The 17,347-nt window shown below is 47.9% G+C and carries 15 protein-coding genes; 9 read left to right on the top strand and 6 right to left on the bottom strand.

The annotated features are described in order from the left end of the window. Window positions 1–39 precede the first annotated feature (39 nt). The 4 genes from DN730_RS04900 to DN730_RS04885 all read right to left on the bottom strand — a co-directional run bounded on the left by DN730_RS04900 (window position 40) and on the right by DN730_RS04885 (window position 3,664). Window positions 40–1,197 carry a GNAT family N-acetyltransferase gene (locus DN730_RS04900; RefSeq protein WP_115466996.1) on the bottom strand — a complete coding sequence of 386 codons (1,158 nt, stop codon included), beginning with the start codon at window positions 1,195–1,197 and terminating at the stop codon, window positions 40–42. A gap of 8 nt (window positions 1,198–1,205) precedes the next feature. Next, window positions 1,206–2,006: a shikimate dehydrogenase gene (aroE, locus tag DN730_RS04895; protein ID WP_115466995.1), complete on the bottom strand. Its 801-nt coding sequence runs from the start codon at window positions 2,004–2,006 to the stop codon at window positions 1,206–1,208. 59 nt (window positions 2,007–2,065) lie between these two features. Then, window positions 2,066–2,995 carry an oxygen-dependent coproporphyrinogen oxidase gene (gene hemF, locus DN730_RS04890; protein WP_425452697.1) on the bottom strand — a complete coding sequence of 310 codons (930 nt, stop codon included), beginning with the start codon at window positions 2,993–2,995 and terminating at the stop codon, window positions 2,066–2,068. Window positions 2,996–3,061: 66 nt separating this feature from the next. Continuing rightward, on the bottom strand, window positions 3,062–3,664 hold the full coding sequence (locus DN730_RS04885) for a TetR/AcrR family transcriptional regulator (RefSeq protein WP_115466993.1): 603 nt from the start codon (window positions 3,662–3,664) through the stop codon (window positions 3,062–3,064). A 159-nt stretch (window positions 3,665–3,823) separates the two neighbouring features. Between DN730_RS04885 and DN730_RS04880 the strand changes: the two genes are divergently transcribed. The 3 genes from DN730_RS04880 to DN730_RS04870 are packed head-to-tail and all read left to right on the top strand — an operon-like array spanning window position 3,824 to window position 6,795. Beyond that, on the top strand, window positions 3,824–4,777 hold the full coding sequence (locus DN730_RS04880) for a dihydrodipicolinate synthase family protein (protein WP_115466992.1): 954 nt from the start codon (window positions 3,824–3,826) through the stop codon (window positions 4,775–4,777). Continuing rightward, window positions 4,771–5,712 carry a 4-hydroxyproline epimerase gene (locus tag DN730_RS04875; protein ID WP_115466991.1) on the top strand — a complete coding sequence of 314 codons (942 nt, stop codon included), beginning with the start codon at window positions 4,771–4,773 and terminating at the stop codon, window positions 5,710–5,712. Before DN730_RS04880 ends, DN730_RS04875 begins: the two co-directional genes overlap by 7 nt. Before the next feature lie 60 nt (window positions 5,713–5,772). Further along, window positions 5,773–6,795 carry an Ldh family oxidoreductase gene (locus tag DN730_RS04870; protein WP_115466990.1) on the top strand — a complete coding sequence of 341 codons (1,023 nt, stop codon included), beginning with the start codon at window positions 5,773–5,775 and terminating at the stop codon, window positions 6,793–6,795. A gap of 33 nt (window positions 6,796–6,828) precedes the next feature. On the opposite strand, the gene DN730_RS04865 is transcribed toward DN730_RS04870, so the two are convergent. Next, window positions 6,829–7,509, bottom strand: coding sequence for a GntR family transcriptional regulator (locus DN730_RS04865; protein ID WP_115466989.1), 681 nt, complete (start codon window positions 7,507–7,509; stop codon window positions 6,829–6,831). Window positions 7,510–7,754: 245 nt separating this feature from the next. Here DN730_RS04865 and DN730_RS04860 point away from each other — a divergent pair, with 245 nt between their 5' ends. Both DN730_RS04860 and gabT read left to right on the top strand, forming a co-directional pair. Then, complete coding sequence (locus DN730_RS04860) at window positions 7,755–9,221, top strand: NAD-dependent succinate-semialdehyde dehydrogenase (RefSeq protein WP_115466988.1); 1,467 nt, start codon at window positions 7,755–7,757, stop codon at window positions 9,219–9,221. Window positions 9,222–9,261: 40 nt separating this feature from the next. Beyond that, on the top strand, window positions 9,262–10,539 hold the full coding sequence (gabT, locus tag DN730_RS04855) for a 4-aminobutyrate--2-oxoglutarate transaminase (RefSeq protein WP_115466987.1): 1,278 nt from the start codon (window positions 9,262–9,264) through the stop codon (window positions 10,537–10,539). Window positions 10,540–10,682: 143 nt separating this feature from the next. Here the strand turns inward: gabT and DN730_RS04850 are convergent, their stop codons facing one another. Beyond that, window positions 10,683–11,627 (bottom strand): LysR family transcriptional regulator, encoded by a 945-nt coding sequence (locus DN730_RS04850; RefSeq protein ID WP_115467482.1) that lies wholly within the window; start codon window positions 11,625–11,627, stop codon window positions 10,683–10,685. Between the two features lie 349 nt (window positions 11,628–11,976). Between DN730_RS04850 and DN730_RS04845 the strand changes: the two genes are divergently transcribed. The 4 genes from DN730_RS04845 (at window position 11,977) to DN730_RS04830 (ending at window position 17,264) form a co-directional block, all read left to right on the top strand. Continuing rightward, the gene (locus DN730_RS04845; RefSeq protein ID WP_115466986.1) at window positions 11,977–13,863 is read left to right on the top strand and encodes a methyl-accepting chemotaxis protein; all 1,887 of its coding nucleotides are present in this window, start codon (window positions 11,977–11,979) and stop codon (window positions 13,861–13,863) included. Between the two features lie 432 nt (window positions 13,864–14,295). Continuing rightward, window positions 14,296–15,321 (top strand): TRAP transporter substrate-binding protein, encoded by a 1,026-nt coding sequence (locus DN730_RS04840; protein WP_115466985.1) that lies wholly within the window; start codon window positions 14,296–14,298, stop codon window positions 15,319–15,321. Between the two features lie 69 nt (window positions 15,322–15,390). Next, window positions 15,391–15,945, top strand: coding sequence for a TRAP transporter small permease subunit (locus DN730_RS04835; RefSeq protein WP_115466984.1), 555 nt, complete (start codon window positions 15,391–15,393; stop codon window positions 15,943–15,945). Continuing rightward, window positions 15,945–17,264, top strand: coding sequence for a TRAP transporter large permease (locus tag DN730_RS04830; RefSeq protein ID WP_211313829.1), 1,320 nt, complete (start codon window positions 15,945–15,947; stop codon window positions 17,262–17,264). The genes DN730_RS04835 and DN730_RS04830 overlap by 1 nt, the downstream gene beginning before the upstream one ends. Window positions 17,265–17,347 lie beyond the last annotated feature (83 nt).

Raw genomic sequence — 17,347 nt, 5'->3', positions numbered from 1 at the left:
GCTCCTCCCCCTTATTAAGGGGGAGGCCGGGAGGGGGTTTTAACCCTGCTTAAACGGCAATAATGCGTGGGTGTCCTGATGATAACCGCGCACGGCTTCAGCTTCTTCTTCGCAGAATTTTCCAATCGCTTCACGAAAGCCAGGGTTGGCGATGTAGTGCACGCTGTGACTAAACACAGGTTCAAAACCGCGGGCGATTTTGTGTTCCCCTTGAGTGCCTGGATCAAAATGCTGTAACCCTTTTTCGATGCAAAACTCGATCCCCTGGTAGTAACACGCTTCAAAATGCAGGCAGTCAAATTCTTCAATACAGCCCCAATAACGACCATAAAGTGAATGATCGTCGAAGAAACACCAAGAAGCGCCAACGGGTTGGTTATCTTTGTAAGCCAGTACCAATAGGATTTGATCCGCCATGGTATCCACTAACTGCTGAAAGAAAGCTTCACTGAGATACCCCATCTGCCCACGTTTTGCGTAGGTGCTTTGGTAGCACGCATAGAAAAAACGCACGTCATCAGATGACAATTCCGATCCCAGTTTTCGCTCTAGTCTTAGCCCTTGTTGTGCAACTTTTTGTCGCTCTTTACGCGCGCTTTTGCGCTTGCGGCTTGAAAAATGGCCAAAGTAGTCCTCCATGGACTGATAACCTTTGTTAAACCAATGAAACTGGCAGGAAATGCGGTGCAAATACTCATCTGACTGGGCCAAATGCTGAGCAAGATGCTCTCGGCAAAATAGCAGATGCCAACTAGAAAAGCCGCGATCTTGATTCGCTTGGGTTAACAGCGGAGCGAGCGCAGCATACATGGCTGCGTACTCTTGTGATTGGCCTTTTGGATCAAGATGCGTAAATAGGCGTGGGCCAGTGACGGGAGAGTAGGGCACCGCCCAAATGCGCTTTGGAAAGTAGTCATAACCATAGCGTTGGTAAGCATCAGCCCAAGACCAGTCAAACACAAACTCGCCTTGTGAATGGGTTTTCAAAAACGTCGGCGCAATGGCAATCGGAGTATCGTCGTCTTCCATGACCAGCAAGTACTCTGGGTACCAGCCCGTGCCATCGCCCAAACAATCATGAGCCTCCAATGCTTGATAAAACGCATACTGTGCAAATGGATAAGACGTTTCGCCAATGGCTTGACGCCAACGCTCAGCACCAATGTCCGATACGGCTGCAAACCATTGTGCTTTCATAGGATTAATTACATCTCCGCACGAAGCTTCGCGATCACCGGCGCTTGGTCAGGTCGCTGATGCAACCACATAAAGAAGGATTCTGCCGCTTGCCCAACCAGCATACCCAAACCATCGGCTCCTTCAGCACCGCGAGCAAACGCCCATTGCATAAACGCAGTCGGCTCCGCGCTGTAAACCATATCGTACACCCAAGTATTTTTTGAGATTAGTTCGTCTTTCAAGGGAGGCAATTCGCCAGATAGACTCGCGGATGATCCATTAATGATCATATCAAACGGGCCTTTGAGATCATCGAAGGTGGCATAATCACAATTAAATAAAACGGCCAATTCTTCTGCTTTCGCGAGAGTTCGGTTGGCAATGGTCACGATTTCAGGCTTTTGTCCCATTAAAGGACCCAGTACCCCTCGCACCGCACCACCAGCACCTATCACTAGTATGCGTTTGCCCGCAATGGGTTGCTCAAGCACTTTGACGATGTCACGTACCATGCCTGCACCATCGGTGTTATCACCGTATAACTCGCCATTTTTACCGAGCATCAAGGTATTGACTGCACCCGCGTTTTCCGCTCGTTTGCTGAGCTTGTCACACATATCAAACGCCCGTTGCTTAAACGGCACAGTCACATTTAACCCTAAACCACCCTCTGCGAAGAAGTCGTGCACTTGCTGCTCAAAGTTGTCTAAGTCACCTAAGATTTTCGTGTAGTTCACGTCTAAGCCTGTTTGTGCGGCAAAGGTATGATGAATCTCGGGAGATTTGCTGTGTTCTATTGGATTACCGATTACTGCAAGCTGTTCCACTGTAAACCTCAATCACTGATCTATTGTTACTAATCATTATGTCGCCATTGTCATAGGATTCACTGAGTACGACCTAACCAATCACGACCTGTTAAATAATAGTCTGTTAATGCAGCTTCAGGACTGCCTTCTTCTGGTTCGTAACCATATGTCCACTTTACCTCAGGAGGTAAGGACATCAATATTGACTCTGTACGCCCAGCACCGCTTTGTAGACCAAAATGAGTGCCTCGATCAAAGACTAGGTTAAATTCTACGTAGCGGCCACGGCGATGAAGCTGAAAATCTCGTTCGCGCTCACCAAAGGGTGTGTCTTTATGCTTATCCAAAATAGGTTCGTAAGCGTCGATATAACCATTGCCGACCGCTTGCATCAAGGCAAAGCTCTCATCAAACGGTAACTCGTTGAAATCATCAAAGAAAACGCCTCCAATGCCACGGTGCTCTTGGCGGTGTTTTAGGAAGAAATACTCATCACACCATGCTTTAAAGCGGTCGTAGTACGCTTCGCCAAAGGGAGCAAGTGAATCCAATGCTTGCTGGTGCCATTGGATACAGTCTGCATCATCACCATAATAAGGGGTCAGATCAAAACCTCCACCAAACCACCAGACAGGATCTAACCCTTCTTTGTGTACAACAAACAACCTAACATTGGCATGGGAGGTGGGGGCATAAGGATTTGCAGGGTGAATCACCAGCGACACACCCATTGCTTCAAAGCGTCCACCCGCTAATTCCGGACGGTCTGCGGTCGCAGAAGGAGGGAGCTTATCGCCGTGCACATGCGAGAAATTAACGCCGCCTTTTTCAATCACCTCACCCGCCAAAACACGCGTACGCCCCATGCCGCCTGTATCGCGCTGCCACGCATCTTCATGAAAACGCGCGCTGGGTTCAAATGCTTCAAGACGTTGGCAAATGTGGTCTTGCAGGCTCATCAAATAGTCTTTGACGGCGTTGATTTTATCCTCGGTTAATGCGCTCACAATCTGGCTCCAATCCGTACGACATAGTTTGGAACCATTCTAGCACTGATCGATCATGAGTCCGAATCAAATACGGTCCACCAACGTTCGCCAAGGCTGCGTTACCTGATCGAATATGTCAGCATCTTGAGTTGCTTTAGCCAAAATCGAAGCGCCATGCAAACTCGCCATAATCTGGCTTGCATACTGACGATCTGAGTCTGTTGGCACCTCTGCTTTGTGCAGGTACGATACGATGGTCGCCAACCAATCGCACTGCCATTGGTACAAATCATTTAGCTGCTCCTTGGACTGCGCATCCAACAAGCTATGCTCTGCTAACAGCACAGCACTGAGCGCCATAGATCCTCGCGAAATCGTGATGTCTCGATAACACTCAATAAACTGATTTAAGGCTTTTTGAGCCGCTTGTCGCTTCTTTTTAGGCGGTTTCATTGCGGCTTCTAGCGTACTTTGATGACGCACTAACAACGCCTGCAACAAATCTGCTTTCGTCGGAAAATGATAGTGCACGCTTGCACTCTTGATTCCAACTTGAGCCGCTAGATCACGAAAACTCATTGCTTTATAGCCGTGTTTCAAAATTGACTGCTCAGCCGCGTCCATAATCGCTAACTTAGTAGGGTTCATCGGCTTATCGGGCGCATCGAGCGTAGATCGCATATCCATTCCATTATTCCTTATTAAATGCCTATCTTTAGATAGACATAATAAAGGCAATAAGTTCAAAAATCGATCAACTGATGACGTAAAAACCCTCAAATATCATTGACGCTCGCGAACAGGAAGTCTATTTTGGATACAAAATACATTTTTAGGAATCACGCGATGAACACATTGGTATTTAATGGAATCATGCCTGCTCTTATGACGCCTTGTAAGGCAGACCGCACTCCTGATTACGATGCGCTGGTCAAAAAGGGCCACGAAATGATCGCAGCGGGTATGTCAGCCGTGGTGTATTGCGGTTCAATGGGCGATTGGCCGTTACTGACAGATCAAGAACGCATGGAGGGCGTCGAGCGGTTGGTGAAAGCAGGGATTCCTGTAATCGTCGGAACCGGAGCCATTAATACTAAATCTGCGGTGGCTCATGCGGCCCATGCTGAAAATGTCGGTGCGGCGGGCTTAATGGTGATTCCACGTGTGCTGTCACGAGGCAGTGTGATTGCCGCCCAAAGACATCACTTTAAGGCGATTTTAGCGGCGGCCCCTAGTATCCCTGCCATTATCTACAACAGCCCAGTTTATGGTTTTGCGACCCGAGCAGATTTGTTCTTTATCCTACGCTCAGAGCATTCAAACTTGATCGGTTTTAAGGAGTTTGGCGGTGAAGCTGACTTGCGCTACGCAGCAGAAAACATTACATCAGGAGACGATGTCCTCCTTATGGTAGGGGTGGACACCGCTGTTTACCACGGCTTTGTGAATTGTGGAGCGTCGGGCGCGATCACTGGTATTGGTACCGCACTGCCTAAAGAGGTCTTGTTGCTCGCACGGTTATCACGCAAGGCCGCTCAGGGTCATGCCGAAGCACGTCAGCGCGCACTCGAGTTGGAAGAAGCACTAAGTGTCCTAGCGAGTTTTGATGAAGGTCCAGAGTTGGTGCTCTTTTTTAAATACCTGCTTGAGCTCAACGGGGAGCCAGAATATCGCCTACACTTCAATGCAACAGATGAACTGACCAATGCCCAAAAGCGCTATTGTGAACAGCAATATGCATTGTTCAAAGCATGGTTCAGAGACTGGTTCAAACAAGGTGGAGTCATCACAGAATGCTAGTAATTGACAGTCACACGGAAGGTGAACCGACACGGGTAATACTTAACGGCGGTCCAGACCTTGGAATGGGGACACTTGCTAGTAGAGCAGAAAAATTAGCAACAGAGTACTTCGATTTCTGTCGATCGGTGGTGTCTGAACCTTATGGACAAGAAGCAATGGTCGGTGCCTTATTGGTCGAACCCACTGATCCCCGCTGCGTCACAGGTGTCATATACTTTGACGCCGCGGCTGTGATTGGTATGTGTGGGCATGGAACCATTGGTCTCGCCGCGACACTTGCACACCTTGGTCGAATCGACGTAGGCACCCATAAAATCGAAACCCCTGTGGGCATCGTCGACGTCACGCTGACCGACAAACATGCCGTCACGGTGCAAAACATCGACAGTTATCGCTTTCAAAAACGTATCGCCTTAGAGGTGCCCGAAGTCGGGACTGTGGTCGGAGACATTGCGTACGGTGGCAATTGGTTTTTTATTGTCGATCCAAGTCCAGTTCCTGTGCGACCAAACAACATCCGTCAACTCACAGAAACAGCGATCCGAGTTCGCGATACTCTCTGGGCCAATCAATACGTCGGTGAACATGGCGCCGTCATTGATCATGTCATCTTCTATGGACCAGCGTTGACAGAGTCTGGACACAGCCGCAACTTCGTACTCTGCCCTGATAATGCGTATGACCGCTCACCGTGTGGTACGGGAAGCTCTGCCCGCCTAGCGTGTTTAGCTGCGGATCAAGCATTGAGGCCAGGGGAAGAGATTTACCAAGAAAGCACTATTGGCAGTGGCTACACCCTCAGTTATCAACTCGCTTCCCACAGCAACAGCTCACACATGAGAATCATTCCTCGCATCACAGGTAGAGCCTTTGTGACACGAGAAAGCACACTGATAAGCAATCCAGACGATTCACTGCGTCATGGTTTCTAGTTACCCCAACGCTTTATACTGTGTACACCGTCGAATTATCGATCATCATTGGAGAGCGAGATGGACGACAACATCACTTTAAGCCTTGAAGAAGTAAGAACTCTGAGTGAATCCACTCTTAAGAAACATGGCTTCAATGCGCAGCATGCCCAAGCCATCACCGATATCATCTACGCCAATCAACTCGGTGACTGTCACTCACACGGCTTATATCGTCTATTCATGTGTGTTGAAAGCATCAAGTCGAAGCGCGCCAATGGCACCGCAGAGCCCACCATTATTGATGCGGGTCCAGCTGTGGTGCGAGCCGATGCCAATGACGGTATTTCATTGTTGGCATTAAAAGCCGCCATGCCAACATTAATTGAGAAAGCCAAACACAATGGCGTTGCTGCACTGGCGATAAACCGTTGTTTTCATTTTTCAGCACTGTGGCCCGAAGTAGAGATGTTATCAGAAGCGGGCCTAGCTGGGATGGCAATGCTGCCCAGTCATGCTTGGGTCGCCCCAGCAGGGGGGACAAGAGGGTTACTGGGGACAAACCCTTTTGCCTTCAGTTGGCCGCGCCAAGGTAAGGATCCGTTCACTTTTGATTTTGCTACCAGCCAATTTGCACGCGGCGAGATCGAACTCTATCGGCGCGCCGGTAAACCTCTGCCTGAGGGTGTTGCGATGGACGAAGCAGGGCAACCCACGACCGACGCGGAGAAAGCAATGAATGGTGCCATGCTCACATTTGGAGGGCACAAAGGCTCGGCTCTTTCGCTCATGATTGAATTAATGGCAGGACCGCTTATTGACGACCTAACCAGTAAAGAAAGTATGGCCGCGGCACAAGGTAAACACGAAGCACCGTACCATGGTGAGATCATCCTCGCGTTTGATCCTCATTTATTAAGCGGCGGGCGGGTCTCGGAGAACAATAACCGAGCTGAGCGCTTGTTTGCCGACGTCATCGATCAAGGGGCTCGCTTACCTTCCCAACGACGACAAGCGGCCAAAGCCCGTAATCTTGCTCGCAATGCCGTAGACATTCCCAAAGCGCTCTACGAGGATTTAATAAAGCTCAAGCAAGACGCCTAGATAAATAAGCTTGGGGCAGTGCCTTTGGGAATATTAATCCCCGGCACGTTCCCGAGCTTCTTTGATCAAAGCGATTACTTGATCGCGCGTTCGCTCAAGATGTTGGCGTAATTGGGTGGTTGCGAGCGAGACATCTCCCTGGCGGGCGGCATCTAACAAAGCCCGATGATCGGCACTCGCCGTATCTCTCTGATCTAACTTGTGAATATGCATGCTCACGTAACGATTGGCTTGCAATGCAACACGCTCTAGCAAGTGCTCGGTCAGGTGCCGACCCGCCGCTTCATAGAGTGTCCGGTGGTAAAGCGCGTTCAACGGCCCCCAGTCGGCGACATTTTCAGCCTCGTAGGAAGCATCCATCTCATTTAAAAGGCGTTCACAGGCGGCAAAGTGCTTATCCGTCATATTGGGAATGGCACGTGCAAAAAGATCGACTTCCAGCAACGTTCGAACATCAAAAATTTCGGCAATTTCCTCAAGGGAATGCTTCGTCACCGTCGCACCGCGGTTATTCTGGAACACAACCACACCTTCTGCATCAAGGCGTTTTAACGCTTCTCGAACAGGCATGCGAGAAACATCGTATTCTTCTGCCAGCATTTCCTGGCGGATCAAGGCACCTTCTTCTAAATCCCCTGAAAGAATGCGCTGGCGTAAGTCAGCAACGATCACATCTGGCAAGCTTTGACGAACAACCGCTCTCTTTTGAACCAACTTATGTTTCCTCTTCCAACTGACGTGTTAAAACAGACATCGACTGAAGCGTCATATGTACGATTAGCTGGGCGTATTATAGCGTAAAGCGTCTCCATCACGAGCACGTCTAGGAATGTTTGAAAAGCATCAAACAAAGCATTGATAGCTTCTCATTTTTCCTTTGTACAGGTTCTCCTACTATCCAGTGATCACGGATGGCAAGTATCCGTACACAAACCTCTCATGATGAGTCTGGAGTGATTATGCAAGTAACGTTAGCTCAACCCAATCTGCTGAAAAGCCAATCTTACGTAAATGGCGAGTGGATTACGGCTGATTCTGGTAAAACATTCGCAGTGATCGACCCTGCAACAGGCGAACACATTGTTGATGTGGCAGACATTGCGGCAGAAGAAACCACGCGTGCTGTCAAAGCAGCCAATACTGCACACAAAACTTGGCAAGCGAAAACGGCAAAAGAACGTGCAATGCTACTTCGCAAGTGGAACCAGCTCATCTTGGACAACCAAGAAGATTTAGCCAAGATCATGACGCTTGAACAAGGTAAACCCTTGGCCGAAGCAAAAGGCGAAGTACTGTACGGTGCTTCGTTCATTGACTGGTTTGCGGACGAAGCTCGCCGTTTGTACGGAGACGTGATTCCAACGTTTGCCAACGACAAGCGTGTACTCACGGTCAAACAAGGCATCGGCGTGGTTGCCGCGATCACGCCTTGGAACTTTCCAATCGCCATGATCACACGTAAAGCCGGCCCAGCCTTGGCTGCTGGCTGTACGATCGTCATCAAGCCATCCGAAGAAACACCGTTGAGCGCGCTAGCACTCGCTGAGTTGGCACACCAAGCGGGTATCCCTGCTGGGGTTCTAAACGTTGTTGTCGGTACGGACGCTAAAGCCATTGGTGGGGTTCTGACAGGCAACCCTATTGTGCGTAAATTAAGTTTCACCGGGTCAACACCCGTCGGTAAATTGTTGTTGTCTCAATGCGCTCAAACCGTCAAACGCACTTCTATGGAGCTAGGCGGTAACGCACCTTTCATCGTATTTGACGACGCAGATCTTGATGCCGCAGTAGAAGGCGCGATTGCCTCTAAATACCGCAACGCTGGTCAAACCTGTGTATGCGCCAACCGCATCCTTGTTCAAGACGGTGTCTATGATGCATTTGCTGAGAAACTGGCGAAACGCGTGGCTGAATTCAAAACAGGAAGCGGCTTTACGGATGGCGTTAATATTGGACCACTGATCAACGCTGCGGCCGTGAATAAAGTACAAGAACTTGTGAACGATGCCATTGACCACGGTGCAAAAGCCTTAATCGGCGGAGACAAAGCGACGCAAGCGGGTGACCAATTCTTTGAGCCAACCATCCTGACAGGTGTGACTCAAGATATGGACATTTTCTCTAGCGAAATCTTTGGCCCCGTCGCGCCATTGTTCCGCTTTGAAACAGAAGAAGAAGCCGTTGAAATGGCAAACAATACCCCATTTGGCTTGGCATCTTATTTCTATTCCCAAAATATTAGCCGCATTTGGCGCGTATCTGAAGCACTGGAATACGGCATGGTGGGGATCAATGAAGGCATTATTTCCAGCGAAGTTGCGCCATTTGGTGGTGTAAAAGAATCTGGCAGTGGCCGTGAGGGTTCCAAGTACGGTATCGATGAGTACGTAGAAATTAAATATTTATGCATGGGCGGCCTAAAGTAAGCCACTCAAATCGCTTCTTAATTTAGAGAGACTATAACAAATGAAAAACGCTAGCCTACAAGAACGCAAAGTAAACGCCATCGCTCGTGGCCAAGGTAACATGGCACCTGTCTACGTTGACCGTGCACAGAACGCAGAGATTTGGGATGTAGAAGGTAACCGCCATATCGATTTTGGCGCAGGTATTGCCGTGGTCAACACAGGCCACAACCATCCAAAAGTGAAAGCCGCTGTCCAAGCGCAACTTGAGCGTTTTACCCACACATGTGTCATGGTGACGCCTTATGAATCAGCCGTCGAACTTGCAGAGAAGCTAAACGCTGCAGCGCCAGGGGATACTCCGAAGAAATCGATCTTTGTAACAACAGGTGCCGAAGCCGTTGAAAACTGTGTCAAGATCGCCCGTGCCCACACTGGCCGCCCAGGTATCATCGCATTCAATGGTGGCTTTCACGGCCGTACCAATATGACCATGGGTCTGACTGGTAAAGTAAACCCTTACAAAATTGGCTTTGGACCTTTCCCAAGTGATATTTTCCATGTGCCATACCCAAATGAATACCTAGGTATTTCTGAAGAGCAAGCACTTGCTGACCTTCAAATGCGCTTTACATGTGACATCGAGCCATCTCGTGTTGCAGCGATCATCATTGAGCCAGTACAAGGTGAGGGCGGTTTCTACATTGCATCAGCCAGCTTCCTACAGAAGTTACGCGCCTTGTGTGATGAGCATGGCATTCTATTGATTTTGGACGAAATCCAAGCAGGTTTTGCCCGTACAGGTACTATGTTCTGCCACGAGCAAGCAGGCATTGAAGCGGACCTAATGACGGCTGCAAAAGGCATCGCAGGCGGCTTCCCAATCGCCGCGGTTGTCGGTAAAGCTGACATCATGGATGCACCGATCCCTGGTGGACTAGGTGGCACATACGGCGGTTCACCTGTGGGTTGTGCCGCAGCACTTGCAGTATTTGACATCGTTGAAGAAGAAAAGCTATGCGACCGTGCCAATCAAGTCGGTGATCGTTTCGTGGAGCATTTAAAAGGTCTACAAGCAGACTACCCGCAAATCATTGGCGATATCCGTAATGCCGGTGCGATGATCGCCGTAGAATTGGTGAAAGAGGGGGATGTGAACCAACCTAACGCCGAGCTAGCGAAAGGGCTATCTGCAAAAGCTGCTGAAAATGGCTTGGTGCTTCTTTCTTGTGGTATTCGCGGCAACGTGATCCGCTTCCTACCTGCATTAACGATCGAAATGGACATCATCGACGAAGGTATGGAGATCTTTAAACGCTGCTTCAAAGAGCTGGTTTAACCTTTCGTTTTAACGGTTCGTCCTCCTAGGCTTCCGTTCGCAAGATAGCACTTTTAAAGTGTCTATCTTGTTTTTTCAGCCCTTGTTCTATTTGAACAAGGGCTTTTTTAGTTGCTTTGAAAGCAAGGTCAAAGCAGCGAACGCTAATACGGCGCAACGCTTGAATCATCCATGACGAAGTGTTCACGGATCACTTGTAAGAACAGCTCTCTTGGTTTGTTGGGTTGGGCTGTTTTTTTGAACGTCACAGCCATGCCTAGTGTATAAGATCGATGGTTCACAGCGATCGGTACAATATCGCCACGCGTCACATAATCACGGGCGTATTCCTCGGGCAAGAAACCAATAAAGCGCCCAGATAAAATCAGCGACAATCTGGAATCATAAAAGTAAGAAATGGCCGACAAATTCATATTTGAGATTTGCTCGCTGACGCCCTCGTGAGGCTTTAACCCTGCGTGTGAAGCTGGAAAGGTATCCACCGTGCGAATCTGCTCCTCCTCATCCATGCTCGCCAAAGGGTGGTCTTTCGATGCGTAAACAAAACAACGATCACTGTATAAATGGAAATACTCTAAGCCATCGAGCTTGCGATGGTAGGGAATGAAACCGATGTCCGCCTCATCATTCAGGATCATTCGCTCGATATTTGCCATAGGAGCCACTTGCGTTGTAATCGATACTTCAGGCGCAGTACCAGTAAAATCATGAATCAAGGCCGGAAAGCGGCTGCGCGGGTCCAAGCTTACTTTATCCGACATCGCAATTCGCAATCGTCCCGTCAAACTTGCGTTCAAGTTATTAACGGTCGTTCGAAATGCGTCTAACGACTCGATGAGTGACTCCGTCATTCGATAGATGATTTCGCCTTCTTGGGTGAGAGAAAAGCCGCCTCGACCGCGCTTACACAGCGTCAGATTCAGACGTGATTCCAAGTTGGAGATGTGTAAGCTAATGGTTGACCGACCGATGTTCAAAACGGTTTCCGCCGCAGAGAAGCCACCACAGTCAACGACTGTTTTAAATACTTTAAGTTGCTTGATTTCGTAGTCACCTACTTGGCCAAGCGAATAGTTTTTTGTACTCATGACACCCTCTTCAACCCAATCTGTCATTCAAATGATACCTAAGTCACCTCATCGTTAGTGGCTTCTATTATGTCATTTTGCTTATCCACAAAGTTTGGTCAACGCCTAACTTTAGGTTTAGATGTTTACATTTCAATCACCTATTAGCTTCTCTATTGTTAATCGATTGATGTTGATAGATTTGATCACCCTGTTGTTTATCTTCTTCAATGCAATTAAGAAGACTCTTTCACGCTTCTTAATTGAAAGTCTACGTACTTATTTAATAGCCCGAGCTCCGCACGGGCTTTTTTTAATACGCCGACAAAACCCGTCTTAGTTTAACGCTTGCCCAAACGTAGGAGTTATCGTGCCACTATCACTTTCTTTGCGTCAGAAGTTAATCACTGTCTTAATCTTGGTCTGTGTTGGTTTTGCAGGATTTGGCTTCTACGCCATTATGAATTTCCAACAGATGCAAAATGCATCACTCAAAGCCAATCTCATCGCAGACAGTTACGCGGATCTGAGCAATTTGGAAGTAACGCTCCTAAAATTTGAGCGCCAGGCTGCCAATCCAACGCCAAGCAATATGGACTGGCTGTATCAAGAACTGGAGCAATTGTCTCAGCAAAACCTAGTACGTAACGCGCTTGAAAACCCATATTTGGACAGCCAAGCTAAGCAAGACATGGAAACATTAGCCGAGAGCCTGCCTGACTATCTGAGCAGTCTGAAACAATTCCTCGACATCATGCAATCGCTGGGCGCAGACAATCAAAGTGGTGCGTTATCCACTCTCAATGAAAGAGCAAATGAAGCACAGCAACAGTTAGCGATACTGGCACAATTCGCATCGACGTTTAAAGATGTGCGAGCTAAGGAAAAAGACTTTCTCGCATACCCATCTCAAGCCAACCTTGATGTCTGGAATAGCTTCATCGATCGACTTCTAAAACAAATCAACGATATCGGTTTTGGCGAAGATTTTAATCCTGCTATTGAGTCTTATCGCGCCGTCGTGGACCAAGTTTCCAGCTTATCGCTATCGCTGCAACAAATATCCCAGCATTTGGAATCCGCTCGCGAGCAAAACTCAGTTACCATGAGACAAGTGACGGAATACCTGAAAAGTCCATTACTAGAGACGGCACAACTGCAAGTCCATGAAACCGCCATCGAAGCACGCCGTAACCTTATTATCGGCGGTGTCGCACTGACGCTTTTAATTGGCGCGATCATCTCGATGCTGATTTATACGCTGAGCCAAAAAATTCAAACCATTTTGAAACGCTTGCAAGAAGTCGCAAGTGGTAAACTGACACACCATTCAGACCATAATCTAAACCACAAAGACGAGCTGGATCAGATTTTACTGACCTCTAATACAATGACCGCCAACCTGAGTGAGCTTGTTACGCAATTGCGTGATAGTAATCAGGTGCTGGTCGAGACAGCCGATCACCTGAGTGACGATGCATTTACCATTGTATCGAGCAGCGAACAAATTCGAGATCGTAGTAACACATTGGCGACGGCCACCGAAGAGATTTCTCACACTTCCGCCGACGTCAGCAATATGACACAACAGGTCAATGACGCAGCTAACAACGCACACCAATCGGCTCAGTCAGGGGCTCAAGTCATAGGTAATGCGATTGAGGCCATTCAAGCTGTCGCGTCTTCTATTGAGCAAACCCACATCAGCGTCTCTCAGCTTGGTGAGCGTTCCAAAGAAATAGACTCCGTCATCGACCTGATCGTCGGCGTTGCTGAACAAACCAATCTACTGGCGCTGAATGCAGCGATCGAAGCAGCCCGAGCAGGGGAGGCAGGCCGCGGGTTTGCCGTGGTCGCAGACGAAGTCAGAACGCTTGCAGAGCAGACTGTTAAAGCCACCAGCAGTATCACCAGTAAAATCGAAGGCATACAGCAGGAGACACAAAACGTCATTTCGGCCATGGCAACCAGCTTAGAACAAGTCGCCACAGGCAAAGAGAAAGGCGAGGCCGCCGTCAGCACCATTAAAGCAGTGGAAGCCTTAACGTTGGATGCAGCGGAACAAACCCAATCTATCTCGGCGTCAATACAAGAAGTTGTTCTAACCACCCAAGCAATGGCTAAAGATATGGACGATATCGCTAAGAGCATCGAGCATAACTACCATGCCACACAAAATATCAAAGCATCAGGGCAAGATATCCATGGTCATGCATCACGCTTAACGCAACAAATCGCGCAATTTGAAATAAAATAATGACTATTTTTTCAAAATAATTAATAAGAAAAAAAAGGAAGCAGTGCTTCCTTTTTTTTCGACTTATCGACGCCAAAATGCACTATATCAGTGCGCCCGTGAGGCGCCAATCCGCTCATGATTGATTATTTAATTTTTATACCAATGATGGTTAAAAAATACGTTAATAATCAAACCTCTATACCATTATAGAACCGTTCCAACAGCATGATGATTTAGCCCTAAACTAGTGCATTGAAATTCATAGAAAGTAACTATACGCATGATTTATAAGGGCTTTTTATTCCTCACTGATTGTTTGATCAGGACAAAACTTTAGGTAGATTTTGCACGGTTTAATCTGTGCAAACTTTTTGAAAGTATCGCCCCCACGGTGCCATTGTCGGGGAGGACGTGGCTTGTTTAGGAAGACTCTTATGCAAGAGGTTACTCATGTTAAAAACTCTACAAAAAGTAAAAAAACGTTTAGTCGTTAGCTCTATCGCTGTTGCTTTAGGAACAAGCGCAGTGATGACTTCGGCTCATGCAGCTGACCACAATTGGCGTTTTGCGAACCTTTATGGTCGTGGAACAGCTTTTGGTGAAATCTACGAAAACCTAGCTAAAAACATCGAAACGAACACCAATGGTGATATCAAAGTTCAGGTGCTGTATTCCGGTGAAGGTGTTGGCACGACAGGAATTTTAGGCGCTGTTAAATCAGGCCTTGTCACCATGGGTGCGCCTTTTCAATCCATGCACGCGGGTGAATTACCAGCAGGCGTTGTTGAAATCGGTCTTCCTGGCGGGACGGATGACACTGATGAGCTGAATGCACTGTTCCACGAGAAAGGTTGGGATCAAGTCCTGAAAGAAGCGTATGGATCTCAAGGTCTTGTTTGGCTTGATCCTTACATCCAGCCTCCGGTGTACATCATCACCAAAGAACCAATCAACTCAGTTGAAGACTTTAAGGGGTTAAAGATCCGCGCTCCCGGTGCTTACGGAAAGTTCTTACGTAATCTAGGTGCATCACCCGTATCCTTAGCTTGGTCTGAAATTTATACGTCTCTTTCTACCGGCGTCATCGATGGTTCTATCGGCTCTAATATGATCGACCACCGTGATGGTAACCATGTAGAAGTCGCTAAGTATATGTACCCACTTCCTCTAGCGGGCGCACAAGTGTTACCAATTATTGTGAACCGAAATGCTTGGCGTAAACTGACTGACGAGCAACAAGCAGCCGTTAAAGCGGCGACAACGACGCATGCCCAAGAGCAATTAGAGAAGTCTAAGCAATGGGAATCCGAAGCAGTTGCTGAAATGGAAGCAAAAGGCTTGAAATGGTCTCCAGAGCCAAGCGCAGCTGACAAAGAAGCTTGGGCTGAAGCCGGTGCAGGACTATGGGACGAGTACGCTAAAGCGGGCCCTTATAGCAAGCGTCTGATCGATATTCTTCGCGAACAACAGAAGTAATCGATCTTTCCTATTAAGGCGAGCGCCTCCACGCTCGCCTTTTTTCGTTTATTCTCGAGGTACACTTGCATGTTATTGACTGCGATAAGGCTATATTGCCTTACGGTCCACCGTGTGGTGGCATTCGTTGGCAAGTCCGTTTCTTATGCCATGCCAGCCTTGGCGTTTGTTGTCGCTTTCGAAGTATTTTCTCGCTACTTCTTAAACAAACCTACTATCTGGGCCTACGACCTATCACTGTTTATGTTCGGCTATATCGCCGCATTGGGCGGTGCCTATGCGCAACAGCGCCGTGGCCACATCAACGTAGACATTCTGTACAACAAAGTCTCTCCAAGAATACAAAGCCTATTCAACGTGCTGTCGTTTGCGCTTGGCATTTTTTTTCTGGTCATCGTGTTCAAAATGAGCATTGGTAAATTTGAAGAGGCGATTGAGTTTAATTACCGCCGCCAAAGTGAGTGGGCACCTCAGATGCACCACTACTGGGTGATGATGGCTGTGTCCAGTGCTCTATTCATTGTTCAGTTATCGAGCGACTGGTTAGACGACGCTTATCACCTACTGACTGGCAAGAAGCTACTGCCTGAGCTTAATCTTGAAAACGATGAGGACAACCAATAATGATGAGTATCGAAGTATTAACTGGCGTGTTGCTGGTTTGTATCCTCATAACATTTGCGTTGGGCGCACCAGTTGGTTTGGCACTGGGCGGCATTGCAATGGGCATTGGCTACATCACGTGGGGTGACGGCCTATTCAATGTCATCCCAACCACTTTAGAAGCAACTCATTTTAGTTTCATCCTATTGGCGATTCCTCTGTACATATATATGGGCCAACTGCTGACACGCTCAGGCATTGGTGATGCCATGTTTAATGCTAGCCAAATAATCATCGGCAAGGTGCGGGGCTCTTTAGCCATCAGCGTCATAGTTGTTTGCTCAATGATCGGGGCAATGGTTGGTATTATTGGTGCCGGTATCATGACGTCTGGCAGTATCGCCCTAAAACCTATGCTAGAACGTGGTTATGACAAACGTCTCGCATTAGGTGTGATTATGGCAGGCGGTGGTCTTGGGATACTGATACCGCCCAGCATTCCAATGATCATGTTTGCTTCATCGACACAGAATTCCGTTGGTAGAATGTTTATCGGTGCTTTGGTGCCGGCTCTGATTACCATCATCTTACTCATCGCGTATGTCGTCATTTCTTGCAAACTGAACCCTAAAAAGGCACCGCTGGACAAAATGCCTGACGTCCCGAAAACTACCAAAGAAAAGTTTTTAACGGCACGTGACGGTGGCCTAGCACTGCTACTAATTGTTGCGGTCTTAGGCAGTATTATTATGGGGATCGCAACACCCACAGAATCAGGAGCGATTGGTGTTGTAGGCGCTATCTTACTAGCGATGTTCTTTAAGCGTCTAAAGCCTCGCATGGTTAGAAGTGCTGGTATTCGCGCGGCAGCGCTCGTTAGCGTTGCAATGTGGATTATCTTTGGTGCAACAGTGTTTAGTAATTTCCATCTATTGATGGGCGTACAGAGCATGGTTGCGGGGTTCACTCAAGACTTAGGCTTACCGCCCATGATGGTCATCTTGCTGTTCCAAGTAATCATGCTTCTACTTGGCTTCATCATTGATGAATTCATTATTGTCTTAATGTGCGCGCCCATCTTTACCCCGATCGCGGTATCACTAGGTTTTGATCCAATCTGGTTCGGTATCCTAATGATCTTAAACATTGAAATCGCGGTACAAACTCCTCCTTATGGCTTTGCCTTGTTCTACCTAAAAGGTATCGCGCCACCGGGGATAACCATGCTCGATATCTACCGCTCGGTCACACCGTTTGTTTTGATTAAGCTTCTGGTACTGATCATCGTGATGTTCAACCCAGATTTGGTGACTTGGCTACCTGATAAGCTGATGAATTAGCTCTGATCGAGTATCAGACGTTCGCGTTATCAATGTGCATTACAAAGGCTGCTGTGGCAGCCTTTTTTACGCCTTTCGTTTAA

The organism is Marinomonas piezotolerans (genome assembly GCF_003362755.1).
Classification (GTDB): domain Bacteria; phylum Pseudomonadota; class Gammaproteobacteria; order Pseudomonadales; family Marinomonadaceae; genus Marinomonas; species Marinomonas piezotolerans.
Note: the sequence above shows the minus strand (reverse complement) of the source record. Positions and strands in the feature narration are given on the sequence as shown.

Bases quoted from the DNA above. Each gene is read 5' to 3' on its own strand.
- DN730_RS04900 (WP_115466996.1), bottom strand. From the start codon at position 1,197: ATGAAAGCACAATGGTTTGCAGCCGTATCGGACATTGGTGCTGAGCGT.
- DN730_RS04885 (WP_115466993.1), bottom strand. From the start codon at position 3,664: ATGGATATGCGATCTACGCTCGATGCGCCCGATAAGCCGATGAACCCT.
- DN730_RS04880 (WP_115466992.1), top strand. From the start codon at position 3,824: ATGAACACATTGGTATTTAATGGAATCATGCCTGCTCTTATGACGCCT.
- DN730_RS04875 (WP_115466991.1), top strand. From the start codon at position 4,771: ATGCTAGTAATTGACAGTCACACGGAAGGTGAACCGACACGGGTAATA.
- DN730_RS04870 (WP_115466990.1), top strand. From the start codon at position 5,773: ATGGACGACAACATCACTTTAAGCCTTGAAGAAGTAAGAACTCTGAGT.
- DN730_RS04860 (WP_115466988.1), top strand. From the start codon at position 7,755: ATGCAAGTAACGTTAGCTCAACCCAATCTGCTGAAAAGCCAATCTTAC.
- gabT (WP_115466987.1), top strand. From the start codon at position 9,262: ATGAAAAACGCTAGCCTACAAGAACGCAAAGTAAACGCCATCGCTCGT.
- DN730_RS04850 (WP_115467482.1), bottom strand. From the start codon at position 11,627: ATGAGTACAAAAAACTATTCGCTTGGCCAAGTAGGTGACTACGAAATC.
- DN730_RS04840 (WP_115466985.1), top strand. From the start codon at position 14,296: ATGTTAAAAACTCTACAAAAAGTAAAAAAACGTTTAGTCGTTAGCTCT.
- DN730_RS04835 (WP_115466984.1), top strand. From the start codon at position 15,391: ATGTTATTGACTGCGATAAGGCTATATTGCCTTACGGTCCACCGTGTG.
- DN730_RS04830 (WP_211313829.1), top strand. From the start codon at position 15,945: ATGATGAGTATCGAAGTATTAACTGGCGTGTTGCTGGTTTGTATCCTC.